General features: G+C 36.7%; 28 protein-coding genes and 1 other RNA gene. 2 read left to right on the plus strand and 27 right to left on the minus strand.

Annotated elements, in window-relative coordinates; genetic code table 11:
• Positions 1-5: 5 nt before the first annotated feature.
• The 22 genes from ACFCT9_RS03525 to ACFCT9_RS03630 all read right to left on the minus strand — a co-directional run bounded on the left by ACFCT9_RS03525 (position 6) and on the right by ACFCT9_RS03630 (position 19,574).
• The gene (locus ACFCT9_RS03525; RefSeq protein WP_412520920.1) at positions 6-722 is read right to left on the minus strand and encodes a class I SAM-dependent DNA methyltransferase; all 717 of its coding nucleotides are present in this window, start codon (positions 720-722) and stop codon (positions 6-8) included.
• Positions 723-1,073, minus strand: a complete 351-nt coding sequence (rsfS, locus tag ACFCT9_RS03530) for a ribosome silencing factor (protein WP_412520922.1) — start codon at positions 1,071-1,073, stop codon at positions 723-725.
• On the minus strand, positions 1,074-1,658 hold the full coding sequence (gene yqeK, locus ACFCT9_RS03535) for a bis(5'-nucleosyl)-tetraphosphatase (symmetrical) YqeK (protein WP_412520924.1): 585 nt from the start codon (positions 1,656-1,658) through the stop codon (positions 1,074-1,076). It lies immediately after the preceding gene.
• Positions 1,648-2,220: a nicotinate-nucleotide adenylyltransferase gene (locus ACFCT9_RS03540; protein WP_412520926.1), complete on the minus strand. Its 573-nt coding sequence runs from the start codon at positions 2,218-2,220 to the stop codon at positions 1,648-1,650. The genes yqeK and ACFCT9_RS03540 overlap by 11 nt, the downstream gene beginning before the upstream one ends.
• A gap of 3 nt (positions 2,221-2,223) precedes the next feature.
• Complete coding sequence (gene yhbY / locus ACFCT9_RS03545) at positions 2,224-2,514, minus strand: ribosome assembly RNA-binding protein YhbY (protein ID WP_412520928.1); 291 nt, start codon at positions 2,512-2,514, stop codon at positions 2,224-2,226.
• Positions 2,515-3,324: a shikimate dehydrogenase gene (gene aroE / locus ACFCT9_RS03550; protein ID WP_412520930.1), complete on the minus strand. Its 810-nt coding sequence runs from the start codon at positions 3,322-3,324 to the stop codon at positions 2,515-2,517.
• A gap of 12 nt (positions 3,325-3,336) precedes the next feature.
• Positions 3,337-4,434, minus strand: a complete 1,098-nt coding sequence (gene yqeH / locus ACFCT9_RS03555; protein WP_412520932.1) for a ribosome biogenesis GTPase YqeH — start codon at positions 4,432-4,434, stop codon at positions 3,337-3,339.
• Positions 4,435-4,962 carry a YqeG family HAD IIIA-type phosphatase gene (locus tag ACFCT9_RS03560; RefSeq protein ID WP_412520934.1) on the minus strand — a complete coding sequence of 176 codons (528 nt, stop codon included), beginning with the start codon at positions 4,960-4,962 and terminating at the stop codon, positions 4,435-4,437.
• 20 nt (positions 4,963-4,982) lie between these two features.
• A complete protein-coding gene (locus ACFCT9_RS03565; RefSeq protein ID WP_412520936.1) occupies positions 4,983-5,669 on the minus strand; it encodes a 5'-methylthioadenosine/adenosylhomocysteine nucleosidase in 687 nt (228 codons plus the stop codon).
• Between the two features lie 207 nt (positions 5,670-5,876).
• The gene (greA, locus tag ACFCT9_RS03570) at positions 5,877-6,359 is read right to left on the minus strand and encodes a transcription elongation factor GreA (RefSeq protein ID WP_412520938.1); all 483 of its coding nucleotides are present in this window, start codon (positions 6,357-6,359) and stop codon (positions 5,877-5,879) included.
• Between the two features lie 28 nt (positions 6,360-6,387).
• Positions 6,388-7,011 carry a uridine kinase gene (gene udk, locus ACFCT9_RS03575; protein ID WP_412520940.1) on the minus strand — a complete coding sequence of 208 codons (624 nt, stop codon included), beginning with the start codon at positions 7,009-7,011 and terminating at the stop codon, positions 6,388-6,390.
• On the minus strand, positions 7,011-8,282 hold the full coding sequence (locus ACFCT9_RS03580; protein WP_412520942.1) for a peptidase U32 family protein: 1,272 nt from the start codon (positions 8,280-8,282) through the stop codon (positions 7,011-7,013). Before ACFCT9_RS03580 ends, udk begins: the two co-directional genes overlap by 1 nt.
• 12 nt (positions 8,283-8,294) lie before the next feature.
• Positions 8,295-9,218 carry a peptidase U32 family protein gene (locus ACFCT9_RS03585; protein ID WP_412520944.1) on the minus strand — a complete coding sequence of 308 codons (924 nt, stop codon included), beginning with the start codon at positions 9,216-9,218 and terminating at the stop codon, positions 8,295-8,297.
• Positions 9,215-9,856, minus strand: coding sequence for an O-methyltransferase (locus tag ACFCT9_RS03590; RefSeq protein ID WP_412520946.1), 642 nt, complete (start codon positions 9,854-9,856; stop codon positions 9,215-9,217). The genes ACFCT9_RS03585 and ACFCT9_RS03590 overlap by 4 nt, the downstream gene beginning before the upstream one ends.
• Before the next feature lie 243 nt (positions 9,857-10,099).
• On the minus strand, positions 10,100-10,411 hold the full coding sequence (locus ACFCT9_RS03595; RefSeq protein WP_412520948.1) for a DUF1292 domain-containing protein: 312 nt from the start codon (positions 10,409-10,411) through the stop codon (positions 10,100-10,102).
• A gap of 24 nt (positions 10,412-10,435) precedes the next feature.
• Positions 10,436-10,861: a Holliday junction resolvase RuvX gene (ruvX, locus tag ACFCT9_RS03600; RefSeq protein ID WP_412520949.1), complete on the minus strand. Its 426-nt coding sequence runs from the start codon at positions 10,859-10,861 to the stop codon at positions 10,436-10,438.
• A 3-nt stretch (positions 10,862-10,864) separates the two neighbouring features.
• Positions 10,865-11,128, minus strand: coding sequence for an IreB family regulatory phosphoprotein (locus ACFCT9_RS03605; RefSeq protein ID WP_412520951.1), 264 nt, complete (start codon positions 11,126-11,128; stop codon positions 10,865-10,867).
• A gap of 68 nt (positions 11,129-11,196) precedes the next feature.
• Positions 11,197-13,827, minus strand: a complete 2,631-nt coding sequence (alaS, locus tag ACFCT9_RS03610; RefSeq protein ID WP_412520953.1) for an alanine--tRNA ligase — start codon at positions 13,825-13,827, stop codon at positions 11,197-11,199.
• A 309-nt stretch (positions 13,828-14,136) separates the two neighbouring features.
• Positions 14,137-16,548: an ATP-dependent RecD-like DNA helicase gene (locus tag ACFCT9_RS03615; RefSeq protein WP_412520955.1), complete on the minus strand. Its 2,412-nt coding sequence runs from the start codon at positions 16,546-16,548 to the stop codon at positions 14,137-14,139.
• 2 nt (positions 16,549-16,550) lie between these two features.
• Positions 16,551-17,219: a tetratricopeptide repeat protein gene (locus ACFCT9_RS03620; protein WP_412520957.1), complete on the minus strand. Its 669-nt coding sequence runs from the start codon at positions 17,217-17,219 to the stop codon at positions 16,551-16,553.
• Positions 17,220-17,319: 100 nt separating this feature from the next.
• Positions 17,320-18,432: a tRNA 2-thiouridine(34) synthase MnmA gene (gene mnmA, locus ACFCT9_RS03625; RefSeq protein WP_412520959.1), complete on the minus strand. Its 1,113-nt coding sequence runs from the start codon at positions 18,430-18,432 to the stop codon at positions 17,320-17,322.
• A 2-nt stretch (positions 18,433-18,434) separates the two neighbouring features.
• A complete protein-coding gene (locus tag ACFCT9_RS03630) occupies positions 18,435-19,574 on the minus strand; it encodes a cysteine desulfurase family protein (RefSeq protein WP_412520961.1) in 1,140 nt (379 codons plus the stop codon).
• A gap of 182 nt (positions 19,575-19,756) precedes the next feature.
• On the opposite strand from ACFCT9_RS03630, the gene ACFCT9_RS03635 reads away from it, so the two are divergent.
• Entirely contained in the window at positions 19,757-20,761 is a 1,005-nt protein-coding gene (locus ACFCT9_RS03635) for an LLM class flavin-dependent oxidoreductase (protein WP_412520962.1), read from the plus strand.
• 90 nt (positions 20,762-20,851) lie between these two features.
• On the opposite strand, the gene ACFCT9_RS03640 is transcribed toward ACFCT9_RS03635, so the two are convergent.
• Together ACFCT9_RS03640 and cymR are read right to left on the minus strand one after the other, a co-directional pair.
• Positions 20,852-21,061, minus strand: a complete 210-nt coding sequence (locus tag ACFCT9_RS03640) for a CsbD family protein (RefSeq protein WP_412520963.1) — start codon at positions 21,059-21,061, stop codon at positions 20,852-20,854.
• A gap of 127 nt (positions 21,062-21,188) precedes the next feature.
• Complete coding sequence (gene cymR / locus ACFCT9_RS03645; protein ID WP_412520965.1) at positions 21,189-21,608, minus strand: cysteine metabolism transcriptional regulator CymR; 420 nt, start codon at positions 21,606-21,608, stop codon at positions 21,189-21,191.
• An 86-nt stretch (positions 21,609-21,694) separates the two neighbouring features.
• On the opposite strand from cymR, the gene ACFCT9_RS03650 reads away from it, so the two are divergent.
• Positions 21,695-22,978, plus strand: coding sequence for a replication-associated recombination protein A (locus tag ACFCT9_RS03650; RefSeq protein WP_412520967.1), 1,284 nt, complete (start codon positions 21,695-21,697; stop codon positions 22,976-22,978).
• Between the two features lie 46 nt (positions 22,979-23,024).
• Here ACFCT9_RS03650 and ACFCT9_RS03655 read toward each other — a convergent pair whose 3' ends face one another.
• The 3 genes from ACFCT9_RS03655 to aspS form a co-directional block, all read right to left on the minus strand.
• On the minus strand, positions 23,025-23,801 hold the full coding sequence (locus tag ACFCT9_RS03655) for a ThiF family adenylyltransferase (RefSeq protein ID WP_412520969.1): 777 nt from the start codon (positions 23,799-23,801) through the stop codon (positions 23,025-23,027).
• Positions 23,802-23,933: 132 nt separating this feature from the next.
• Positions 23,934-24,124, minus strand: a non-coding RNA gene (gene ssrS / locus ACFCT9_RS03660) — 6S RNA.
• A 72-nt stretch (positions 24,125-24,196) separates the two neighbouring features.
• Positions 24,197-25,963, minus strand: coding sequence for an aspartate--tRNA ligase (aspS, locus tag ACFCT9_RS03665; RefSeq protein WP_412520971.1), 1,767 nt, complete (start codon positions 25,961-25,963; stop codon positions 24,197-24,199).
• Between the last annotated feature and the right edge of the window lie 5 nt (positions 25,964-25,968).

The following is a 25,968-nucleotide window of genomic DNA, read 5'->3' on the forward strand; positions in this document are numbered from 1 at the left end:
TTATTTTATTTTTTTACAATGAAGAATAAACGATCACTTTGATCATCATGATTTTCAAAATCAAAGTCATAAAATGTCTCTATTTGAGTAAAGCCCGCTTCTCCAAGCATACCCATATATTCCTGCTCACTATATGTTTTTTGAAAGTGTTCTTCATTAAATCGACGATAAGTGCCATCGTCTTGAAGTTCAAAGAATGTCATATCATGCCACACGCTGTTAGGTAAATCACCTTGCACCGCTTCCCATGCCAAGAAGATATGTTCAGTCTCATCAATATAGTTTTGATTCGCAAATAACGTATTCATTTTAAACACTGAGTGCACATCGAAGATAAAAGTGCCCTCATCATTTAAATGTCGGTATACATGCTTAAACGTCTCAATAACATCGCTTTGATTTGTAATGTAATTGAGTGAGTCACATAAAATGGTAATGACATCAAAATTTTGACCTAATTCAAAATCTGTCATGTCACCTTCAATCCATCTCACAGCATGAGACTTTTTAGCAGCAACCGCAAGCATATCATTACTTAAGTCCATGCCAGTGACACTGTTAAAATCAGTAAGCATAGCTGTTAAGCTGCCAGTCCCACAACCAATGTCTAAAATGCTGTCACGTTTTGAAGTGGCTTGTTGAATAATATGCAACCACTGATCATAAGGCTGATCTTGTGTCAGCTCATCATAATACTGACTGAAGCCTTCATATTGACTCATTTAATAAGCTTCCTCATACGTTTTCATTGGTGCGTCTCTATAAAGCTTTTCGATGTTATAGTAGCCACGTTCATCCTTATGGAAGATATGAACGATCACACCAGATAAATCTAATAAAATCCATCTTGCTTCATTGAGGCCTTCAAACACCGAAACATTGATACCTTCTTTATCTGCAGCTTCTTTCACTGCTCTGCCTATTGCTTGGACTTGTCTTTCATTATTACCATGACAAACCACAAAGTAATCTGCCATGTCATGAATACCTTCTAAATTAAGTGAAATGACTTCTTCTGCTTTTTTACTTTCAACTGCTTTAATCGCAATGTCTAAAATTTGTTCTACTTGCATTTAATCATCCTTTATTCTTTCATCACTGAAATTGTAGTAGTTTAAACAATCAATCGTCGCTTTGTACACACTGATATCTTTACCAATTAAAAAGAGTACTGTTCTTTTTGAAATTTCATATATCGTTTGGTCTAAGTTGCCAGGTTGCTCTGCCATTTCTCTAATTTCTTCAACGCCTGGTATTTCTCTTTTGGGTTCAATATAATCTGCGATAAAAACCAATTTCTCTGTTTTTGTCATTTGTGCGCGACCAGTCGTATGATAGTGAATGGCAGCTAATACTTCTTCATCTGTAATACCATACTTCTCTTTCATAATAACCGCACAGACAGGACCATGTAAAATTTCTGAACCGTAACTTAATAAATCCGGATCTAAATTATGCTGTCCTACGATTTGGTACATATGGCCTAAGTCATCATATTTTGAAAAGTCATGTAAGACACCAGCTAGTTCAGCTTTTTCCACGTCCCCTTTGTGGATCTCAGCTAAATGTTTCGCTGTTTCAGCCACTCTTAGTGAATGTTTATAACGTTTCTTAGGCAATTTTTCTTCAACTAATTTGATAGCTTCTTCAATCTTCATATAATCGCTCCCTTCTGATATATGATTCAACTTGTTTTGGAACTAGAACCTGTATAGGTTCACCAGATTGCACGCGTTGGCGAATTAGTGATGAACTAATATCAATTCTAGGTATCTTGATTGCTATCATGCCTTCTGATACTTCCTGCACTTCTTTTTCTCTATTAACCACTACAAACGTAACGATTTGTTTGAGTTCATCAATACGATACCACCGATCTAATTGGTCATATTGGTCTGTACCGATGATAAAGTAAATTTGTGCATCAGGATGCTTAGCTTTAATTGCTTTTAAAGTATCATAAGTATAACTTTGACCTTGTCGTTCTATTTCATCTAAACATACCTCACCAAAGCCCAATGCATCTGTTGCCAACTCTAACATCTTTAAACGATGAGAGGTGTTTAGTTCAGCATTATGGCTTTTAAGCGGTGACATATAACTCGGCAGAAATAAAAAACGATCTGGCTTTAATTGATGGTATACTTCACTTGCTACAGCCATATGTGCTGTATGAATTGGATTGAATTGGCCCCCATATAATACAATTGATTGTGTCATCGTTTACGGTAATTCAATTTGCTTGTTTTCTTTTGATTCTTTATATAAAACAATCATAGATCCAATTACTTGTACCAATTCACTATTTGTTGCTTCACTTACCGCTTTAGCAAGCTCACTTTTATCATCCATATTATTTTGTAAAATATGAATCTTAATTAGCTCTCTGTTTTCTAATATTTCATCAAGTTGCTCAATCATGTTTTCATTTAATCCTGCTTTACCAATTTGGAAAGTTGGATTTACATGATGTGCTTTGCTTCTTAAAAATCTTTTTTGTTTACCTGTCAGCATTTAATTTCTCCTTTTTAATTGTTCAATGACTGCATTTTTCATCGTATCTGTATCAGCGTCTTGTCCTGTCCATATTTTAAAGCTTTCAGCACCTTGATTTACAAACATATCTAATCCGTTATAAATCGGATTGCCTTTTGCTTCGGCTAATGCCAATATCGGTGTTTTAGCTGGGACATAGACAATGTCACTGACTAATGTATGTGGTGCGAGGTTGTCTAATGCGATAACTACATCTTTATTTTGATTCATTCCAGCAGGTGTCGTATTAATAACAATATCAAATTGATTTAACGCTTGTTCTGCCTCACTGAGTGTGAATTGTTCTACAGCTAAATCCCAAGTCTCAAATCGGCGCATAGTACGGTTTGCTACAGTTAAGGGTGCTTTAACAATTTCATTTAAAGTTGCCGCTAATCCTTTGCTTGCACCGCCTGCACCGATTAATAAAATTTTCGCATCTTCTAAATTGGGATAGACGGCTTGTAGACCTTTAACATAACCGACGCCGTCTGTGTTATATCCTAACCATCGGCCATTTTCTATTTTAACTGTATTGATGGCGCCTATTTTTTGCGCATGATCATCTATTTCATCAAGATAAGGAATAATACTTTCCTTATGCGGAATGGTAATATTAAATCCATCTAATTCTTTTTCATTAATAATCTCTTTTATTAAATGAAAATGCTTAGGTGGAATGTTAAGTGCTTCATATGTGTCGTCTCGTTTCAAAGATTTGAAATTTGCATCGTGCATAATAGGAGACAACGAGTGGTCAATAGGATGACCGATTACTGCGAATTTCATAACTATCACCTGCTACATGATTGAATTTCTAAGCACTACATCGACTGATTTTGGAACTCTGACAATGACTTTTGCACCAGGACCAATTGTGATAAATCCTAGTCCTGCAATCATCACATCTCTTTTCTCTTTACCCGTTTCTAGGCGTACGGCTTTCATTTCATCTAAATTAAAATCATCTTTATGGCTTGGTGGTGTTAATAATTGACCGAGTTGTGTACGCCATAAGTCATTCGCTTTTTCTGTTTTCGTACGATGAATCGGCAAATTATTAGAGAAATAACAAACGAGTGGGCGTTTACCGCCAGACACGTAATCAATACGTGCTAATCCGCCAAAGAAAAGTGTTTGTGCTTCATTTAATTGATAGACACGCTGTTTGACCTCTTTATTCGGCATGATTTGTTTTAGTTCTTTTTCAGAGACATAATGCGTCATTTGGTGTTCTTGAATGACACCAGGTGTATCATACATAAATGAATGATCATCTAATGGAATATCAATTAAATCTAGAGTTGTACCAGGAAAACGAGATGTTGTTACAACATTCTTTTCTCCAACGCTCTGTTCTATCAGTTTATTAATTAAAGTTGATTTGCCTACATTGGTTGTTCCTACAACATAGACATCTTCTTGTTTTCGATGTTGTTGAATTGCTTCTAATAAATCTTGGATACCAAACCCTTTTTCAGCAGAAATTAATACAACATCTTCTGCCTCTAATCCATACTTGCGTGCTGATTTCTTCAACCATTCTTTCACACGTCGTTTGTTGATTTGTTTTGGTAACAAGTCAATTTTATTTGCTGCTAAAATGACTTTTTTATTTCCTACAATTCGCTTTAAAGCATTAATAAAAGAGCCTTCAAAATCAAAGATATCAACAACATTCACAACAAGTCCTTTTTTATCTGCCAAATGATTTAATAAGTCTAAGAAATCTTGGCTGTCCATACCAACATCTTGAATCTCATTATAGTTTTTTAATCTGAAACAGCGTTGACAAATCACATCTTCTTTATTCAGATTATGTGCTGGCACATAACCTGGTTTCTTTGGATCATCGGCTTGTAATGTTGCGCCGCACCCAATACATTTTGTTTCTGTCAATCAATTTTCCTCCCATTTAATATAGCCTTTTCTTTTATATCTGTGTAATAATCGTCTCTCAATAATACGATTGAATTTTGTAATAAAGCCATCTGTTTTTTTCACAGGCACAACCATTACAGTATACATGCCGCGTCGATTACCGCCGAAGACATCTGTCATCATTTGGTCGCCGATAACTACCGTTTCATCAGGTTTTAACCCCATACGTTCAGATGCATGTTTAAACGCTTTACCCATAGGTTTTTTTGCTTCAAAAATATAATCCACGCTCAAAGGCTTACAGAAACTTGAAACTCTGCCTTGATGATTGTTTGATACGACTGTGACTTTAATACCTTTTTCGTTTAACATATTGAACCAATGAATGACTGCCGGTGTCGGATCAGCTTCGTCCCAACCGACTAATGTATTATCTAAATCCGTAATCACACCTTTGACACCGATTTGTTTTAACTCGTCAAAGTCAATTTCATGGATTGATTTTACATAAGCATTTGGCATAAAGTTCTTACTTAAAATTCCCATTACATTAATCCACCTTATCTTTATAATGATTTCAACATTTGTATAACAGTTTCACTAGATGTTTTTGCCGCTTCTCCAATAAACTCATCAAACGTAACATTCGCTTCGCCATTTGCTAAATCTGATACCGCTCTTGTAATAATAAATGGTGTGTTAAATTGATAACATGTCTGCGCAATAGCTGCTGACTCCATTTCTACCGCCATTGCTTTAGGGAAATGTGTTTTAATATATTCTCGTTGTTTAACTTCACCAATAAAGCTGTCACCGCTGACAATCATACCTAAGCGCCCTGTTAAGTTTTGTTTTTCAATCACAGATTGCGCCAATTCTGCCAAGTTATCATCCGCTTCATACGCAATCGGCATATTTGGTATTTGTCCTAACGCATAACCGAACGCTGTCGCATCTGCATCATGATACATTGCAGAAGTTCCAATTAAAACATCTCCAACATTTAACGAATGATCTAATGCCCCTGCAGACCCCGTATTTAAAATAGCTTCTGGGGAGAATTGTTGAATCAGTAATGCAGTAGAGATACTCGCATTTACTTTACCGATGCCGCTTAATGTTAAAACGACTGCTTTATCATTGATCTTACCTTTATAAAATTTTACATGAGCAATGGTGATTTCTTCTAAATCATCGATATGTTCTTTTAAAATCATAATCTCTTCTTCCATTGCGCCAATGATGCCAATCATGGTCATTTCCCCTTTCAAATTAACTGTCAGTGATATTTTATCATAATTTAATCCAAGCAACGACCAAAGTCATTGTGTCGCTGCCTCATGACATAAAAAAGGTTGGCGCTTTACTCTTGTCCATTTGAAGCAAGCTTCAAACAAAAGTATCACCAACCCTTTGTCAGCTATTTATGTTAAAGCACTATGTGCCTATGACATAAATCATTATTGTGATTGAATATTAGTAATTTTTACTTTCATTTCTGCACCATTAGGAAGTGGTACACGTACTTCATCTTCTAGGTGTTTACCGATTAAACTTTTCGCAATCGGTGATTCGTTTGAAATTTTACCATTAAATGCATCTGCTTCTGCAGAACCAACAATTTGATACACTTCTTCTTCGCCATCAGGAAGCTCAACAAATGTTACAGTTTTCCCGATTTGTACGACATTGTTATCTCCTGTATCTTCGATAATCAATGCATTACGAATCATGTGTTCAATACGTTGGATATCTTGTTCGATGAAACCTTGTTCATCTTTCGCTGCATCGTACTCAGAGTTCTCAGATAGGTCACCGAAAGAACGTGCAACTTTGATTTTTTCAACGACTTCAGGTCGTTTGACTGTTTTTAATTCTTCAAGTTCTTGTTCTAGTTTTTCAAAACCTTCTTGGGTCATTGGATATTGCTTTTGGTTTTCCATATTTTCATCTTCCTTTACTCGAGTGTTACTACTGATTTTTTATTAATGATTGGATTTTTGTAGTCATTATATCGATAGCTACTTTATTACTGCCGCCTTCAGGGATAATAATATCCGCATAACGTTTCGTTGGTTCGATGAACTGATTATGCATCGGACGAACGACAGACATATATTGTTCAATGACAGATTCCATAGAACGTCCACGTTCTTTCGTATCACGCATTAAGCGTCTAAGGATACGTAAATCTGCATCTGTATCAACATAAATCTTAACATCCATTAAATCACGTAATGTTTTGTTTTCTAGTGCAAATATTCCTTCTACGATAATAACATCTTTCGGTTGAAATGCAATGGTTTCAGGGCTTCTTGTATGATTTACATAATCATATGTCGGAACCTCTACAGGATGACCATTGCGCAAATCTATTAAGTTTTGAATCAATAAATCATTGTCGAACGCAAACGGATGATCATAATTCGTTTGTAAGCGTTCTTCAAATGTCAAATGTGATTGGTCTTTATAATAGTAGTCTTGCGCAATTAATGCAACACTATGACCTTCTAAATTATGCAGAATTTCGTTTGTGACTGAGGTTTTGCCTGATCCAGAACCGCCTGCAATGCCTATAATGGTAGTGGCTTTCATTAACCGATTTCCTTTCTCATCATGTTGTTTGGATAAATATCATGATCAACTTTAAATTGAACAATTTGGAGCGGATGGCGCGCAGCATCTAATGCATTACCTTCTTCGTCATAAATCGCTTCAACCACTTGTGTAAAGTTCTCAATTTCAGGACCAAAGAATTCAATTTCTTGGCCTGGTTTAAAGTGGTTACGTTGTTGAATCGTCGCCATCTTAGTTTCTTTATCATAATCTAACACTAAACCACAGAAATCATAAGGTGTTTTCTTGTTAGATTCATTACCGAACATTTGTTGTTGGTAACCCGGTGTACCTTCAAAGAATGAAGACGCTGTATCTCTGTTTGCACATTTGTCCAACTCTACAAGCCATTCTGGTTTAATTTTAAAGTTATCTGGATCTGCAGCATATGCATCAATTACTTTACGATATACAGACACAACTGTCGCAATATAGTGGATTGATTTCATGCGTCCTTCAATTTTAAGTGAATCAATGCCGATATCCATCATGTTAGGAATAGACTCAATGAGTTTTAAATCTTTCGGACTCATCGCAAATGGCACGACATCCTCTTCTTTATACAATAAATCTAAATCGCCATCTTCATCGACTTCTAATAAGTCATAATCCCAACGACAACTTTGGCAGCAACCACCACGGTTAGAGTCTCGCGCTGTCATGTGATTACTTAATGTACAACGACCAGAATATGCGATACACATCGCACCATGGATGAATGCTTCAATTTCAATATCTACTTTATCTTTCATTTCTTTCATTTCCATTGCACCTGTTTCACGTGCAAGGACGACACGGTCTAAACCTTCTTCTTTCCAGTATTCAACCGCTTTGTAATTACTTAAAGATTGTTGTGTAGATAAGTGAATTTCAAGTTTAGGTGCCACACGTTTACACGTTTCAATAATTAATGGGTCTGCAACAATGATACCCGTTGCGCCTGTCGCTTCTAAGTTTTTTAAATAATCTTCTAAGCCATCGATGTTTTCATCATGCGCAATGATGTTCGTTGTTACATATATTTTCGCCCCATATTGTGCCGCAAATTCTGCACCTTCTTTGATTTCTTCCATTGTGAAGTTATCAGCATTAGAACGGAGTCCATATTCTTGTCCGCCTAAAAAGACTGCATCTGCACCATAATGGACTGCAATTTTAAGTTTTTCTAAGTTTCCTGCCGGTGCAAGCAACTCAGGTTTTTTCACTTGGCGTTTAGGTTGTGTTTTTACTTCTTTAACTTGAGTAACCAAGATTTCTCCTCCTTAATAAACGGTATGTTTGAATAAGAATCCTACATCGAATGGTCGATGGTCAGGTTGAATGGCTTCAATCGGATCAACTAGCATGAATTTTTCATCTTCATAAACTTCAGGGTCTTCATGATATAAATCAATGGCTTCTCTGTATTGTTCTGTACATACGTTGATATATTCTTCTGTATGCAAGACACCATCAATTTTTAAGCTGTCGATACCCGCTTCTAATAGCGGTTCTAACTCTTCAATTAAACAAATATCATTTGGCGACATAATATGTGTGCCATTGTAATCTTCAAATACCGGATATTGATTTTCACGTTCTTCATCATATAACAATAAATCATTCTCAGTTTCATTGCGCTGTATTTTCATTTGTCTATCTTGGAATGTATAGTAATTGCCAAGCAGCATACGTTTAGATTGGAACATACATGTCATACCGTGGACTTGTACTTCAATCTCAACATCCGCATGTGCTTTAATATTCAAGATTTCATCTAAGTTTAATTCACGCGCAAGAACTGCACGTTTCGCACCACGTTTGCCCCAATAATTACATTGGAAGTAATTGGTTACTAACGCCTCAGCATCCCAGTTTAACGCAATTGGATTTTGTTGTGCTTTGACATACATCACAACTGCCGGGTCACCGAAGATAATTCTATCAACTTTGATTTCATGCAAGAAATCGATATAATCTTCAACTGCATGCAAGTGATAGTTATGGAAAATACCGTTAACAGCCGCATAGGCTTTTTTGCCATGCGCATGAATCATTTCAACCGCTTCTTTCATCGCATTTCGGTCAAACTCTCCTGCCAAGCGCAAACCGAACTTTTGTTCGCCTATCACAAAAGCGTCTGCACCTTTTTCAATTAAAGTCTCAATATGTGCGACTGATTTAGGTGTCACGAGTAATTCTGTCATTTCGAGTCTCCTTTTACGGCTATTGCTAAACCGTCTTCTATATCTAAAAAGTTTGTCTGATAAGCTTCATTGTCATTTAACCATGCATTAAATTTTTGGATCTTTTTAACCATTTGTTTAATGTTTCTGCTGCGCACTACATCTATATCCGCCACAAAGTCATGATATAAAATGTTGTCAATGACAACGATGCCGCCTTCTCTTAATAATGGTGTGTAAAGTTCAAAGAATTTTTTAGTTTGAGCTTTAGCAGCATCGATAAAAATCATATCAAAATGTTGATCAGAAACTAGGTCAAACGTCTCTCTCGCATCACCATAGATCATATGAATTTGTTCATCATATCCAAAGTGTTCAATATTTTCTTTCGCTTGTCGATACATAGTTTCATCGCGTTCAATGGTCCATATATGCATACCCGCATCCACAGAAGCAAAATGCATGGCGCTATAGCCGATAGCTGTACCGATTTCTAAGATACGCTTTGGCTGATGGATGCGTATCAACTGTTTGATCATATCTAATGATAAAGGATGAATAATCGGTACCTCATGTTCTTTTGCATAAGGTCTTAAACTTTCTAATGGATGGGAATGCTTTTGTGCTAAGCCAACTAAATAACTTTCATTTTTGCTCATTTGTCTCTTCCTTTATCCATACAATGTGCAAAAGAATAAAAATAAATCAGTCGCAGTATGACTGATTCTTTAATCGTTGTTGCACATATCATTATTTAACTTTACATATTTTACCATAAAATGTAATGAATATTAAGTACTCAGTGTGAATATATGCAAAATACTTTGTCTTGGTACGAACACGAATTCTAATTTAAAGCCAAGAAAAAAGCGGAGGGTCGCCCTCCGCTTCAAACTGCTCATTTATTCCATTTCAGTGTTAACGATTTCTTCAATCATGTCCCACTCTTCTTCAGTTTCAACTGGTAAGAATTTACCGCCGTCACCAGACTCATCTGGGACATTGATCATTGGAATTAATTCAATCATATCATCATCGTCTGAAGTTTCGCCTTCTTCAGCTAAAATGACATACTCTTTGTCAAATTCAGGATGATAAAATTCTAAAACTTTGCGATAAAGAACTTCATTGCCTTCTTCATCAAATAAAGTTAATAATTGCTCATCGTTATTAATTTGTAATTCCGCTTCTTGATTATTGTTTTTCTCTGACATAAATAACGCTCCTTTTACGGTAAATTAAAGTGAATCTAAATAGCCTTGCAAGATAAACACAGCTGCCATTTTATCAATGACTTGACTGCGTTTCTTTCTAGAAACATCTGCTTCTAACAATGACCTTTCAGCTGCCATTGTACTTAGGCGCTCATCCCACATTACCACTTTTAAATGAGGTAATGCTTCAAGGAGTGCTTCTTTGTATTTTAACGAAGCTTCGCCTCTAAATCCAATAGAATTATTCATGTTCTTCGGTAATCCTATCACAACAGTATCTGCATCTTCTTGTTTAATGATAGCTGTTAAGCGGTCTATACCTAATTCATTTTCTTCTTCATTGATTCGGAGTGTATCTAAGCCTTGAGCAGTCCAACCCATTAAATCGCTCACAGCAACGCCGACTGTTTTGCTGCCAACATCTAAACCGATAATTTTATGTGATAACATCAGTTATGCTTGATCTGAGTCCTTTAAATAGTAAGACACAAGTTCTTCCATAATATCGTCACGATCGATGCGTCTGATTTGATTTCTTGCTTCATTGTGACGTGGGATATATGCAGGATCTCCTGAAAGTAAATATCCTACAATTTGGTTTACTGGATTGTAGCCACGTTCTTCAAGCGTACGATACACGTTTGTCAGCACGGATTTAACATCGTCTTTAGGTACTTCTTCAATATTGAAACGCATTGTTTTATCAAAATTGTTCATTTTACTACACACTCCTTCTACTATAGTAGGCTGATACATCCTCTATTCTACATGAGAGTGCAAGGAGTTTATAGTGATTTAATGTAGTTTTTAATGAATTGTAATGCGTCTGTTATCTTACTTGGCTCACTGCCGCCGCCTTGTGCCATATCTGGACGACCGCCGCCTTTACCGCCGACAACGGGTGCCATTTCTTTAATAATGTCGCCTGCTTTGACCTTATCAGTTTCTGATTTTGGTACCGTCGCAACTAATGCTACTTTACCGCCGACATCACTTGCTAAAATGATAACCGCATCTTGTAATTTAGATTTGAAATCATCCATCGTTTGTCTTAAAGCTTTCGCATTATCTGCATCTACTTGTAATGCTAAGACTTTCAAACCATTGATTGTTTCAACTTGATCATCAATGCTGCCCATTTTGAGTGCAGTAATTTCTTGATTGCGTTGTTCTAATTGTTTATGCAATTGTTTTTCACTGTCGATTAAATGTTCAACTTTTTCAGATACTTGAGTATCATCTTTCGCTTTAACTAAACGTTTTACATCGTTAAATTTATCTTGAATACCTTCTAGATATAAGAATGCTGCTTTACCTGTCAACGCTTCAATACGTCTGACACCTGCACCTGTACCTGACTCGCTGACAATTTTGAACAAGCCGATTTCTGATGTGTTTTGAACATGGATACCACCACATAATTCAATTGAGAATGGTGACATATCAACTACACGGACAACGTCGCCATATTTTTCGCCGAATAATGCCATTGCACCAGACGCTTTGGCTTCTTCAATCGGCATTTCTTTAATCGTAACGTTAATGCCTTTCCAAATTTGTTCATTCACACGACGTTCAATTTGTTCTAACTCATCTTTAGTAACAGGACCAAAGTGAGAGAAGTCAAAACGTAAACGTTCGCCTTCAACTAGTGAACCGGCTTGGTTAACGTGGTCACCTAATACTTCTTTGAGTGCCGCGTGTAATAAGTGTGTCGCACTATGGTTTTTCGTAATGTCTTTGCGCTCTTCATGATTTACAGATGCATCAACTACAGCGCCTGTTGTTACTTGACCGAATTGTACAATCCCTTTATGCAAGTTCTGACCATTTGGTGCTTTCGTTACTTCTGTCACTTCAATTTCAAAGTTTTCATTGCCGACTGTACCTTTATCCGCAACTTGTCCACCTGAGACAGCATAGAATGGCGTTTGTTTTAACATGAAGTAAACTGTTTCACCAGCATCTGCTTGTTTGACTGCTTCACCATTATAAATTAAGTCTGTTAATTCAGTTTGTTGGTCAGTATGTGTGTATCCTACAAACGCACTGTCTGTCGTGATATTTTTAAGCACTTCGCTTTGGATTTGCATAGATTGTGAGTTTTGACGTGCTTGACGTGCACGGTCTCTTTGTTGCTGCATTTCTGTTTCGAAAGTTTCCATATCCACAGTTAAACCTTCGTTGTTTGCGATTTCTTCTGTCAACTCGATTGGGAAACCGTACGTATCATACAATTTGAAAGCATCTTGACCTTTAATCGTTTGATCGCCATTTTTAGCCGTTTTAATAAATTGATTTAAAATTGCTAAACCTTCTTCTAACGTTTCGTGGAAACGTTCTTCTTCAGATTTGATAACACGTTTAATAAAATCTGCTTTTTGTTTTACTTCTGGATAGTAAGGTTCCATAATATCTGCCACTGTATCCACAAGCTCATACATAAATGGTTTATTGATATCTAAGGATTGGCTGAAACGGACTGCACGTCGTAACAAACGACGTAATACATAGCCGCGTCCTTCATTTGCTGGTAGTGCACCATCACCAATCGCAAATGCAATTGTTCTGATATGGTCAGCAATGACTTTGAATGCTACATCTTGTGTCGCATCTTGTTGATATTTCTTACCAGAAATTTGTTCAACTTCTTCAATAATTGGAATGAATAAGTCTGTTTCATAGTTTGTACGCACATTTTGGGCGATAGATGCCATACGCTCTAGACCCATGCCGGTATCAATGTTTTTATTTGGAAGTGGCGTATACGTATGATCAGGATTATGGTTAAATTCACTGAATACTAAGTTCCACACTTCTAAGTAGCGTTCATTTTCTCCACCTGGATACATTTCTTCAGCAGGATCATCTTGTCCATAATCTGGACCGCGATCATAGAAGATTTCAGTATTGGGACCTGATGGACCTTCACCAATATCCCAGAAGTTGCCTTCGATACGAATAATACGACTTTCGTCTAAACCAATCACATCATGCCATAAATCATAGGCTTCCATATCTTCAGGGTGAATCGTCACATATAATTTTTCAGGCTCCATACCCATCCAACGATCACTTGTTAAGAATTCCCATGCAAATTCAATGGCTTCACGTTTGAAGTAATCACCAATAGAGAAGTTCCCTAACATTTCAAAGAAAGTATGATGACGTGCTGTAAAACCTACATTTTCAATATCGTTAGTACGAATTGCTTTTTGCGCATTGACAATACGTGGCTTTTTCGGAATTTCACGTCCGTCAAAATATTTTTTTAATGTCGCAACCCCTGAGTTGATCCATAATAATGAATCGTCATCAATCGGTACTAAAGGTGCTGAAGGTTCAACCATATGGCCATTTTCTTTAAAGTAATCAATGAAATTTTGTCTGATTTCATTTGCTTTTAATCGCTTCATAAATAACTCACTCCTAATATACATAATTAAACATTGCCGTATACATTTTACACAAAATAAAAATGCATTCATCCTCAAAGGGACGAATGCATCGCGGTACCACCCTAGTTATGCAGAATCAATAACTGCATCACTCTTGTTTATTATACGGACTGACATAAAGTAGCGTTCAGCAAACGTTGCGATACCTTACACCACCCGGTACCTCTCTTAGGCATGACGTTTTGCTTACTCGGCTTTATGCGAATTAATTTTATTTTAGTCTGACAGACTTTAAAAGTCAACATATAACCTACATTACACAATACTTTATGCTTGGTTAAAGGTATAGGGTGTCACATTGCCCATACCAATCATCGGATCGATTTCATAAATCGTATCTTCTGTTAATTCTACTAAATGTTGTGCAGCTGCTGTTTGTGCAGAATCATTTTGACCTTCATTCTTATTAGCATTCGCTTCATCATCTGTACCGAAATAATCTCTCAACAATTGAGCAAGTCTCGTCATACGCACTTGGCCATGTGTCTTCATACCGATGTCGAAAGCTTGACTGTCACCTAAGAACACTAATGATTGTTTCGCACGTGTTAAACCAGTATAAATTATCGGTCTCTGCAACATACGATAATATTGTTTTACAATCGGCATAATAACAATTGGAAACTCTGAGCCTTGTGCTTTATGAATAGAAGTACAATAAGCATGGGTCAATTCCATCATATCTTGTTTGGTAAAGGTGATTTCATTGCCTTCAAAATCCACGACAAGAATATCTTTATTGAGCTCATTCTCCTTGGCCCAAAAGATACCTGCAATAACACCGATGTCTCCATTGAAGATATTATCATTTGGGCGGTTAACAAGTTGTAAGACTTTATCACCTTTTCTAAAGACCGCTTCTCCAAATTCTATCTCCCTCGCATCTTCTGCTTTAGGATTCAAGATATCTTGCAACACTTTATTTAAACGCTTAATGCCCGCACTGCCTCTATACATCGGTGCTAATACTTGTATATCACTCATATCATAGCCTTTTTTCACTGCTGAGCTGACAACTTTATTCACTACATCTGGTATTTGTTCAGCTGAACAAGGAATAAAGCTGCGGTCATGAAAGCGTTCAGTAATATCAATCGGCTGTCCCAGTTTCATTTTGTGGGCAAGTTCGATAATACTAGAACCTTCTTGCTGTCGATAAACTTCAGTCAGATTGACACGCGGAATGACTTTTGAGTCAATTAAATCTTTAAATACTTGGCCAGGACCAACAGATGGTAATTGGTCTTCGTCGCCGACGAGAATAATTTGCGCATCAATCGGCACCGCATTTAAGAATTGATGGAACAACCATGTATCGACCATCGACATTTCATCAATAATAATCAATTTTGCGGTAATTTCATTTTCTAGCACATCTTCAGGTTTCGTATCCTGACTCCAACCAATCAATCGATGAATCGTCATTGCTTCTAGACCCGTTGATTCTTGAAGGCGCTTGGCAGCTCTGCCCGTAGGTGCAGCAAGGGCAATCGGATAATCGTCATTTTGATAGTCATCATAAGAGAGCGATAACCCATGCGTTTCTGCGTAGAGTTCTACTATACCTTTGATGACTGTTGTTTTACCTGTACCTGGACCACCCGTCAACAACATCACTTTAGAGTTAATTGCCGTTTCCAGTGCTTCTTTTTGTGACGTCGCATAGCTGACCGCATTCATTTCTTCAATTTCACCGATATTGATTTGTAAATCTGATTGTTCAATATTCTCTAGTTTTGATTGATGTGAAACAATACGATATAAATTTTGGACACTTTTAACTTCTGAATAATATAAACTTGGGATTGAGAGTGTTTCATCCACTTCAATCAGCTTACTTTCTTCTGTTAACTCAAGTATCATTTTATCTAGCATACTGTCATCAATTGATTGTTCATAACCCTTACTTAACATCTCTAATGACGTTTCTACGACATAACCTTTTGGCAAGAACGTGTGACCTTGCTTAATACATTCTTCCTCTAGTGTATAAAGCAATCCTGCTTTTAAACGTTCAGGCGCATTATATTCGATGCCTAAATTTTTGGCTAAGGTATCTGCTTTATGAAAGCCGACACCACGTACGTCATAAACAAGGTCATAAGGATTTTTCTCTATCGTTTTAATGGTATCGCTTTGATAAACTTGATAAATATTCATCGCAAGTTTAGGACCAAAGCCTAAATCATGTAGTCGAATCATAATTTTTTCTACTTCTTGGTTACTGTATATTTGATCCGCAATTTGATTTTGTTTCTTTTTAGAAAGATTTGGCACATCTTCTAATACAGAGCGGTCATCCAATATTTTATTAATGGTGTTCTCACCTAAGGTATTCACAATGTTTTCAGCTGTTTTTTTACCAATCCCTTTAAATAAATCACTGGATAAATAGCTGATAATCGCATCTTTCGTTTGTGGAACTTCTTTTTCAAACGTTTCCGCTTTTAGTTGTTTACCATATCTCGGATGTGTCACCGCTTGCCCTTTGAATGTATAGACATCGCCTTCCGCAATTTCAGGAAAGAACCCCACAATTGTAGGCATTGTATCAAAATCTTCATTGGTTTCAATCGGATCTACTTTCAATACAGTATAGAAATTGTCTTTATTTTGAAATAAGATTGCTTCTACTGTCCCTTTGACCATAGAATAGTCAAACAATGTAGGGTTCTCCAAATTTATTCCTCCTCTGCATCAAGTTGGCTAAATGTTTTAAGCGCATGTTGACTTAATAAATGTTCAGGATCAATCTCAACTGCTTTTTTAAAGTACGGAATTGCTTCATTCGTATCTTCCGTTAACATGTAACCTGCAAGTCCGCGATTATATAATGCATCTGTATGTTTTTGGTTAAGGTTCAACACAGCATCTAATTGCTTAACACCTTGATCAAACAGTTCCAAATGGCATAGGACTAACCCATATTGGAATTGAATTTCTTCATCATGATTTCCATCGAGTTCAGCAGCACGCATCAAGAATGGTAATGCTGCTTTATAATCGCCAAGGTTATTAAATGACATGCCAATCATATAATTCGTATCCGCTTCATCCACGCCTTTTTGTATAGCTTGTTGATAAAGTTTAATCGCATCATTAAAGCTTTCAGCATTATAATAAACGTTAGCCAAATTATAATAAATCGCACCATTATTCGGATCGATTGTTAAAGCTTTTTGGAAAAATTTCTCAGCTTTTTCAATTTCACCCGCTTCTGCAAGCAAAATCCCTGAATTAATATAATTTTCAATAGCTTCAGGATGTGCATCAATATTTTCAAACAGTGCTTGTAACGCTGCTTCAAATTGACCTTCTTTAATTAACTGATAAATTTCTTCTTGTTTCATGCTTAGTCCTCATTTCTTTCTTATTCAACTCTTTATTTTATCAGAAAAACTTAAAACTATGTAAAAAAGAGACTAGGAAAATCCTAGTCCCATTTAAAATTTAAACCACATATGTGAGTTGACCTTCATTTTTATAGACATCATCAATTGTTGCGCCGCCTAAGCAAACTTCGCCATCATATAAGACAACTGCTTGTCCTGGCGTAATAGCACGAACAGGCTCATCAAAATCAACACGAATTTGGTCTTCACCGATACGCGTCACAGTAACGCCTGTATCTTTCTGACGGTATCTAAATTTTGCTGTGCAGTGATAACCTTGTGATAAGTCGATATCATTCACAAGAGAGACATCTGATGCGATTAAGTAATCACTGTATAAGGCATCATGATGGAAACCTTGTTCAACATAAAGTACATTGTCTTCTAGATTTTTACCCACAACAAACCATGGATCTCCGTCTCCGCCAATACCTAAACCATGGCGTTGGCCAATTGTGTAATACATTAAACCGCTGTGTGTTCCCATTTTCTTACCATTTAACGTACGCATATCTCCTGATTGTGCAGGCAGGTAATTTGATAAGAAATCTTTAAAGTTACGTTCTCCAATAAAACATATACCTGTAGAATCTTTTTTCTTCGCAGTTGCTAAATCTTGTGCCAACGCGATTTCTCTAACTTCTGATTTTTCCATTCCGCCAAGCGGGAACATCACCTTTTGAAGTTGTTCATGTGTTAATTGATTTAAGAAATACGTTTGGTCTTTATTATTATCGACACCGCGCAACATTTCAACCGTACCATCTTCATTGCGTCTTACTTGAGCATAATGACCTGTTGCTACATAATCAGCACCAAGTTTCATAGCGTGATTTAAAAAGGCCTTGAACTTAATTTCTTTATTACACATCACATCTGGATTAGGCGTACGTCCTTTTTTATATTCATCTAGGAAATAAGTAAAGACTTTATCCCAATATTCTTTCTCAAAGTTTACCGCGTAATACGGTATACCAATTTGGTTACATACAGCAATCACATCGTTGTAATCTTCTGTTGCGGTACACACACCATTTTCATCGGTATCATCCCAGTTTTTCATGAAAATGCCAATGACGTCATAGCCTTGTTCTTTTAACAAGTATGCTGTGACTGAGCTGTCCACACCGCCAGACATACCAACGACAACACGTGTATCTTGGTTGCTCACGCTTATTCCTCCTTAAATTTCAAATAAATTTTCTGTATTTCTGCTACGATATATTTAATTTCACGTTCAGTTGTTAATTCGTTAAAACTGAAGCGGATAGATTGTTTCGTTCTCGCATCATCGCCATACATAGCTGCTAAGACATGTGATGGTGTTGTTGAACCTGCTGTACAAGCAGATCCTGATGATACTGCAATATTCGCTAAATCAAGTAATGTCAACATTGTTTCCACATCAATAAATGGGAAGTACAAGTTCAAGATATGTCCTGTTGTCTCTGTCATTGAACCATTGACTTCAAATGGAATACTGCGTTCTTGTAAATTGACTAAAAACGTTTCTTTTAAATTCATCAAGTGAATGTTGTTTTCATTACGATGTTCTGTGGCTAATCTAAGCGCTTCTGCCATACCAGCAATTTGGGGTACATTTTCTGTACCTGCACGACGCTTCGTTTCTTGTTCGCCGCCAAGCTGTGAAAATTGGATAGGTGTTTTCGGCTTCACTAATAAAGCGCCCACACCTTTTGGACCGCCGAATTTATGTGCAGTTAAACTCATCGTATCAAACTTAAAGTCATCAAACTCAATCGGTAAATGTTCGACCGCTTGTACAGCATCCACATGTAAATAAGCACCGTGCGCTTTAACAATGTCTTCAATATCATACATTGGCTGAACGGTTCCTACTTCATTATTCACAAACATAATAGATACGAGTATCGTTTCATCAGTCATCGCAGTCTTTAATTGTTCTAAATCAACAATTCCTTCACGATCTACATCTAAATAAGTGACATTAAAGCCTTCACGCTCTAATTGTTCAAATACATACAAGACAGAATGATGTTCTATTTTTGATGTAATTAAATGTTTTCCTTTATGTTGATTAGCATATGCTAATCCTTTAATCGCTGTATTATTAGATTCAGTTGCACCGCTAGTGAAAATAACTTCGTTCGGCTTTGCGCTCAGCAACGAAGCGATTTCTCTGCGTGATGCATCTAAATATTGTCTGGCATCTCTACCTACACGATGAATGGATGAAGGATTGCCATAATGCTTCGCATACAAGTCCATCATCTTATCAATCACTTCTTGTTTTACAGGAGTTGTTGCTGCATAATCTGCATATACTTCCATTTGTCAGACACTTCCTCACAATTTTATCAATGTTCCAATTCTAGCACCAACACTACAATTTTTCTAGTACTCTGTTCCACAAATATTATAACATGCAAAGCACATGCTTTAAGCAATAAAATTCTTTCTAATATTAGTCCTTGTTATAATTAATATATCATTACAAACGAGGAGGTCTTTATGTGAGTGAAATTAAAGTTTCTGCACTCAATTTAGTGCCTGTTAAATCAGGTGAAGATGAAAAGCAAGCCATCGATAATATGGTGGACTTGGCACAAAGTCTAGATGGCTTAGGATATGAACGTTATTGGATTGCAGAACATCATAACGCTCCAAACTTAGTTAGTTCAGCCACTGCGTTATTGATTCAACACACATTAGAGCATACTAAAAACATCCGTGTCGGCTCTGGCGGTATTATGTTGCCGAACCATGCGCCATTAGTTGTCGCCGAACAATTCGGTACATTAGAAACCATGTTTAACAACCGTGTAGATTTAGGGTTAGGCCGCGCACCTGGCACTGATATGATGACAGCCAGTGCGTTACGCAGAGATCAGCATAATGGTGTGTATGCATTCCCTGATGAAGTAGCACAACTACAAAAATATTTCGGACCAGAAAACCAACAAAGCTATGTACGTGCTTACCCTGCCGTTGGTAAAAATGTTCCATTATATGTATTAGGCTCATCTACAGACTCTGCTCATCTTGCGGCAAGAATGGGCTTACCTTATGTTTTCGCTGGCCACTTCGCACCACAACAAATGAAAGAAGCAATGGCAATTTACAAAGAATTATTTGAACCTTCAGATGTGCTCGATAAGCCCTATATGATTGTGTGTTTAAATGCGATTGTTGCTGAAACAGATGAAGAAGCTAAAAAATTAGCAACAACACTAGCACAAGTAACAGTAAGCATCACACGTGGCAGAATGGAACCTTTACAACCGCCCATTGATAATTTAGCAGATGTCATGACACCTGCCGAACTTCAAATGGCACAAAGCCGCTTAGGCGTATCATTAATCGGCTCTGAAGAAACAGTTAAACAACAAATTGAAAAATTCCAAGATATCTATGGAGAATTTGATGAATTAATGGCAGTTAGCTATATCTATGACCAAGATAAACAAAAAGAGTCATTCGAACGTTTACATCGTGTCATGAAGCAAGTCAGTAAATAATTTCTAAGATTTTAAATGAATAAAACGTAAAAACACGGACAGAACTTTTAAACGATGTTCTGTCCGTGTTTTGTCTATTCAAAATGAAATTTATTTATTATCTTTAGTGAATTTATCTTTTAATTTACCCGCCGCATCTTTAGCTTTGTCTGCAGCTTTATCAATGTGCTCGTTTACTTTACCTGAAGTTTTATCGGCTTTACCTTCATTTTCTAATTTTTTATTATCAGTGGCATTACCAACTGTTTCTTTAACGTTGCCTTTTGCTTGTTCAAATTTATTTTCTTCTTGATTTGCCATAATTGATTCCTCCAATTATTTCAATAATCTAGTTATATTATATTTATACCACTAGAGCATTATTATAAACATGACAACCTTAAACGTTAAAAAGCAGCTCAACTCTATAGTTGAACTGCCTGCATCATTAAATATAGAACATATAATTATCTCTTTTATCTGTATCATTAAATTCTGCTAAATATTTTAAAGTTGTACCATCTAAAACTTCTCTGACTGCATCTCTCATACGCAACCATAATTCTTGTTGCGCAGGTGGTTCAGAGTCTATACTTTCAACAAATGAAATCGGACCTTCAAGCAGGCGAATAATGTCACCGGCTTTAATTTCATCAGATGGAACACGAAGTTGGTAGCCGCCTTTCGCTCCACGTACACTACGAATCAGTCCGGCATTTCTTAAAGGTCCTACTAATTGTTCTAGGTATAGATCACTTAATTTATTCTCTTCTGCAATAGTTTTTAACGATACGCAACCTTGACCTTCCCTCTTAGCAAGAGAAATCATTAAGGTTAAGCCGTATCTCCCTTTCGTTGAAATTTTCATTTTATTACCTCGCTTAATCCGATTTTATTTTATTCAATTCTAGCATTTTTTACGTTAATATAGTAATAGAAAGGTGTGACTCTATCTTGACTAACGAACCTTTAGCATCTAGAATGCGACCGCAAAACCTAGATGAAATCATATCACAACAACATTTAGTCGGTCCAAAAGGAATTATTAGAAGAATGGTTGAATCTAAAAGACTGACTTCTATGATATTTTATGGACCGCCTGGTATTGGAAAGACCAGTATTGCGAAAGCCATCGCAGGTTCCACACAATTTAAGTTCAGACAATTAAACGCTGTGACAAACACGAAAAAAGACATGCAAATGGTCGTTGAAGAAGCCAAAATGTCGGGTCAGGTCATTTTATTGCTGGATGAAATACATCGTTTGGATAAAGCCAAACAAGATTTCTTATTACCGCATTTAGAAAATGGCAAAATTGTACTGATTGGTGCAACGACTTCTAATCCGTATCATGCCATAAATCCAGCAATTCGCTCTCGTGCACAAATCTTCGAACTCTACCCATTGACTGAAGAAGATGTTGCTGTAGCACTCGAACGCGCACTCGCAGATGAAGAACGCGGCCTTGGCGCGTCTCATGCATCTGTTGATGACGATGCCATGCAATACTTCTCTACACAAAGTCATGGCGATGTGCGCAGTGCGCTTAATGCATTAGAGCTCGCTGTATTAAGTGCTAAATCTGATGACGAAGGCAAAATTCATGTTTCATTAGAAGACGCTAAAGACTGTATGCAAAAAGGCAGCTTTGTCAGCGATAAAGATGGTGATATGCATTATGATGTGATGAGTGCCTTCCAAAAATCAATTCGTGGCAGCGATACTGATGCCGCATTACATTATCTTGCACGACTTATTGAAGCGGGAGATCTCCCAACCATTGCAAGACGCTTACTTGTTATCAGTTATGAAGATATTGGCTTAGCCTCTCCTAGTGCCGGACAACGCACACTCGCTGCGATTGAATCTGCAGAGCGCTTAGGTTTTCCTGAAGCACGTATTCCATTGAGCCAAGCAGTCATAGAACTCTGCTTATCTCCTAAATCAAATTCAGGTATCAAAGCCATTGATGCTGCGCTATCTGATATTAGAAAAGGAATGGTCGGCCAAATACCTGATCATTTGAAAGATGGTCACTATAAAGGTGCCAAAGAATTGGGTCATGCGATTGGTTACCAATATCCGCATAATTCTGAGAATGGCTTTATACCCCAGCAATACTTGCCGGATAAGTTAAAACATAGACATTACTACCAACCTAAAACGACTTCCAAGGCAGAACAGCAATTCAAACAAATTTATGACAACATAACGAAGCAACAAAACAATATACGCTAAGGTTGAAACAAGAATCGTAGATTACTACGATTCTGATTCAGCCTTTTTATTTTTGTTTTTTATCTTTAATACGTGTCACTGGAATATCTTTTAATACATCATTAACAACATAACTTGCACAAATTAAACCTACCACACTTGGCACAAATGCGTTTGAAGAAGGCGGCATTTGTCCTTTGCGTGTTACTGCGTTTTTATCTCCAACTGTTTCTTTAACATCTTCACGTATCACAATTGGACTTTCATCAGAGAAGACAACTGGAACACCTTTTTTAATGCCATCTTTTTTCAATTTTTGTCTAATAATTTTAGCCATAGGATCTGTGTGTGTCTTTGAGATATCTGCAATTTGGAAACGCGTTGGATCTGTTTTATTTGCGGCACCCATACTTGAAATAATTTTGATGCCTCGTTTCAAGCATTCTTTCATTAAATGCACTTTATAGATAATGGTATCACTCGCATCGATAATATAATCAATATCATAATCATTGAAGAGTTGTTCGTACGTTTCTTCGGTATAAAACATATGTAAAGATGTGACTTTACAATCTGGATTGATCAACTTAATGCGGTCTTCCATCAATGTCACTTTACTTTGACCAATTGTCGTTGTGAGTGCGTGGAGTTGACGATTCACGTTTGTAATATCCACATCATCTTTATCTATTAAAATGATATGGCCGATGTTTGTTCGTGCTAAAGCTTCTGCCGCGAAAGAACCGACGCCCCCGACGCCTAGTACTGCTACGGTTTGTTGTTTTAATAAATCAAGTCCTTCTTTACCATATGCCAATTCATTACGTGAAAATTGATGTTTCATTAAATTCCATACTCCTTTTATCTTACTAAACTGCTATGTACATTATAACAAACTTAAATCATCTTATTTCTCAAAAAGACTAAATTTCCATTTGAAAATAAAAAAATACGTAGGACCGAAGTCCTACGTACGATAGAATCCGTTGTACCGTAGTTATTAGAGCTTGATCATTTTGGCCTGCTAATTACAGGTGGGTGCCCTGTTTCTTGTTTTGCAAGTCCTCCTAGAGAGGCGTGTGCGCTGCAAGAAAACCTATTGGGCTCCCTGATCAAAGAGTGTTAGGTCAAAATACATACAGCAAACTACGAATATTTCAGACGACTATCTTATACTTAGATATTACCATATAAAATTTTAAAAGCAAATGAAAACACTCTCAAATAGTCATATTTATATTAATGACGAATACGTAAAGCTAATTCTTCTAATTGTTTATCAGATACTTCACTTGGCGCTTGTGTCATTAATGATACTGCTGATGCAGTTTTAGGGAATGCAATTGTATCACGTAAGTTTGTGCGACCCGTTAATAACATAACGAAGCGGTCTAAACCTAAAGCGATACCGCCATGTGGTGGTGCACCGTATTTAAATGCATCAAGTAAGAATCCAAATTGTTCTTGTGCTTCTTCTTTAGTGAAACCTAAAACTTCAAACATTTTTTCTTGAATTTCACCATTATGAATTCTGATTGAACCGCCGCCTAATTCATATCCGTTTAACACGATATCATAAGCTTTTGCTTGTGCTTTTTCTGGCGCTGAATCTAATTTATCTAAATCTTCATCTTTAGGTGAAGTGAATGGGTGGTGCGCTGCAACATAGCGTTTTTCATCTTCATCATATTCAAGTAATGGCCAATCTGTTACCCATAGGAAGTTTAATTTTTCTTCATCGATTAATCCTAATTCATGACCTAGTTTCACACGTAATGCACCTAAACTTTGTGCGACAACACTTGGTTTATCCGCAACGAATAATACTAAATCTCCTGCTTCTGCACCTGTTAATGATTTTAATGTTTCAACATTTTCATCTTCAAAGAATCTAGCAATTGGACCGCTTAAGCCGTCTTCAACGACTTTAACCCAAGCCAGACCTTTCGCTCCATAAATATTTACAAACTCTGTTAATTTATCGATATCTTTACGTGTATATTTGTCTGAAGCACCTTTGGCTACAATCGCTTTAACTTCTCCGCCTTTTTCAACTGTATCTTTAAAGACTTTGAAGTCCATTGTTTCACCTAATTTTGAAACATCTAATAATTCCATGTCAAAACGTGTATCTGGTTTATCTGAGCCATAACGCGCCATTGCTTCAGCATATGTCATGCGAGGGAATTGTTCAGTCAATTCAATACCTTTTACGTCTTTTACAACGCTTTTAAGCATATCTTCGCCTAATTCCATCACATCTTCTTGATCTACGAAACTTAATTCAATATCGACTTGTGTAAATTCAGGTTGTCTATCTGCACGTAAATCTTCATCACGGAAACATTTTACGATTTGGTAATATTTATCGAAACCACTGATCATCAATAATTGTTTAAATAATTGCGGTGATTGTGGTAAAGCATAGAATTTACCTTCATGTACACGAGATGGCACTAAATAGTCACGTGCACCTTCTGGTGTTGATTTAGTTAAGAAAGGTGTTTCGATATCTAAGAATCCTTCTTTATCTAAATATTCGTGAATCGCACGAGTAATGTGATGACGCATTTTAATTGTTTGCGCAAGCTCTTGTCTTCTTAAATCTAAATAACGATATTTCAAACGAATATTTTCGTCTACTTGTTGTGAATCATCGTTAATTGAGAATGGTGGTGTTTGTGCTTTATTAATGATGTTGATTTTATCAACTTGAACTTCAACATTACCTGTTTTGATTTTAGGGTTTACAGTTTCAGGATCACGTTTTGTCACTGTACCTTCCACTTCAATAACATATTCAGAACGGATAGATTCCGCTACTTCTAAAGCTTCTTTAGAAAAATCAGGGTTGAAGACAATTTGTACATAACCTTCACGGTCACGTAAGTCTACGAAAATCAAACCACCTAAGTCACGACGGTTATGCACCCATCCTTTTAAAGTGACGTGTTGTCCTAAAAAGTCTTCTGTTACAAGACCACAATACGTTGTTCTTTTACTCATTATTA

The organism is Staphylococcus simulans, from assembly GCF_047037175.1.
Taxonomy (GTDB): Bacteria; Bacillota; Bacilli; order Staphylococcales; family Staphylococcaceae; genus Staphylococcus; species Staphylococcus simulans_C.

Coding starts and splice junctions, on each gene's coding strand:
- ACFCT9_RS03525 (WP_412520920.1), bottom strand. CDS start 722: ATGAGTCAATATGAAGGCTTCAGTCAGTATTATGATGAGCTGACACAA.
- rsfS (WP_412520922.1), bottom strand. CDS start 1,073: ATGCAAGTAGAACAAATTTTAGACATTGCGATTAAAGCAGTTGAAAGT.
- yqeK (WP_412520924.1), bottom strand. CDS start 1,658: ATGAAGATTGAAGAAGCTATCAAATTAGTTGAAGAAAAATTGCCTAAG.
- ACFCT9_RS03540 (WP_412520926.1), bottom strand. CDS start 2,220: ATGACACAATCAATTGTATTATATGGGGGCCAATTCAATCCAATTCAT.
- yhbY (WP_412520928.1), bottom strand. CDS start 2,514: ATGCTGACAGGTAAACAAAAAAGATTTTTAAGAAGCAAAGCACATCAT.
- aroE (WP_412520930.1), bottom strand. CDS start 3,324: ATGAAATTCGCAGTAATCGGTCATCCTATTGACCACTCGTTGTCTCCT.
- ACFCT9_RS03560 (WP_412520934.1), bottom strand. CDS start 4,962: ATGGGAATTTTAAGTAAGAACTTTATGCCAAATGCTTATGTAAAATCA.
- ACFCT9_RS03565 (WP_412520936.1), bottom strand. CDS start 5,669: ATGATTGGCATCATTGGCGCAATGGAAGAAGAGATTATGATTTTAAAA.
- greA (WP_412520938.1), bottom strand. CDS start 6,359: ATGGAAAACCAAAAGCAATATCCAATGACCCAAGAAGGTTTTGAAAAA.
- udk (WP_412520940.1), bottom strand. CDS start 7,011: ATGAAAGCCACTACCATTATAGGCATTGCAGGCGGTTCTGGATCAGGC.
- ACFCT9_RS03585 (WP_412520944.1), bottom strand. CDS start 9,218: ATGACAGAATTACTCGTGACACCTAAATCAGTCGCACATATTGAGACT.
- ACFCT9_RS03590 (WP_412520946.1), bottom strand. CDS start 9,856: ATGAGCAAAAATGAAAGTTATTTAGTTGGCTTAGCACAAAAGCATTCC.
- ACFCT9_RS03595 (WP_412520948.1), bottom strand. CDS start 10,411: ATGTCAGAGAAAAACAATAATCAAGAAGCGGAATTACAAATTAATAAC.
- ruvX (WP_412520949.1), bottom strand. CDS start 10,861: ATGTTATCACATAAAATTATCGGTTTAGATGTTGGCAGCAAAACAGTC.
- ACFCT9_RS03605 (WP_412520951.1), bottom strand. CDS start 11,128: ATGAACAATTTTGATAAAACAATGCGTTTCAATATTGAAGAAGTACCT.
- alaS (WP_412520953.1), bottom strand. CDS start 13,827: ATGAAGCGATTAAAAGCAAATGAAATCAGACAAAATTTCATTGATTAC.
- ACFCT9_RS03620 (WP_412520957.1), bottom strand. CDS start 17,219: ATGAAACAAGAAGAAATTTATCAGTTAATTAAAGAAGGTCAATTTGAA.
- ACFCT9_RS03630 (WP_412520961.1), bottom strand. CDS start 19,574: ATGGAAGTATATGCAGATTATGCAGCAACAACTCCTGTAAAACAAGAA.
- ACFCT9_RS03640 (WP_412520963.1), bottom strand. CDS start 21,061: ATGGCAAATCAAGAAGAAAATAAATTTGAACAAGCAAAAGGCAACGTT.
- cymR (WP_412520965.1), bottom strand. CDS start 21,608: ATGAAAATTTCAACGAAAGGGAGATACGGCTTAACCTTAATGATTTCT.
- ACFCT9_RS03655 (WP_412520969.1), bottom strand. CDS start 23,801: ATGAAACATCAATTTTCACGTAATGAATTGGCATATGGTAAAGAAGGA.
- aspS (WP_412520971.1), bottom strand. CDS start 25,963: ATGAGTAAAAGAACAACGTATTGTGGTCTTGTAACAGAAGACTTTTTA.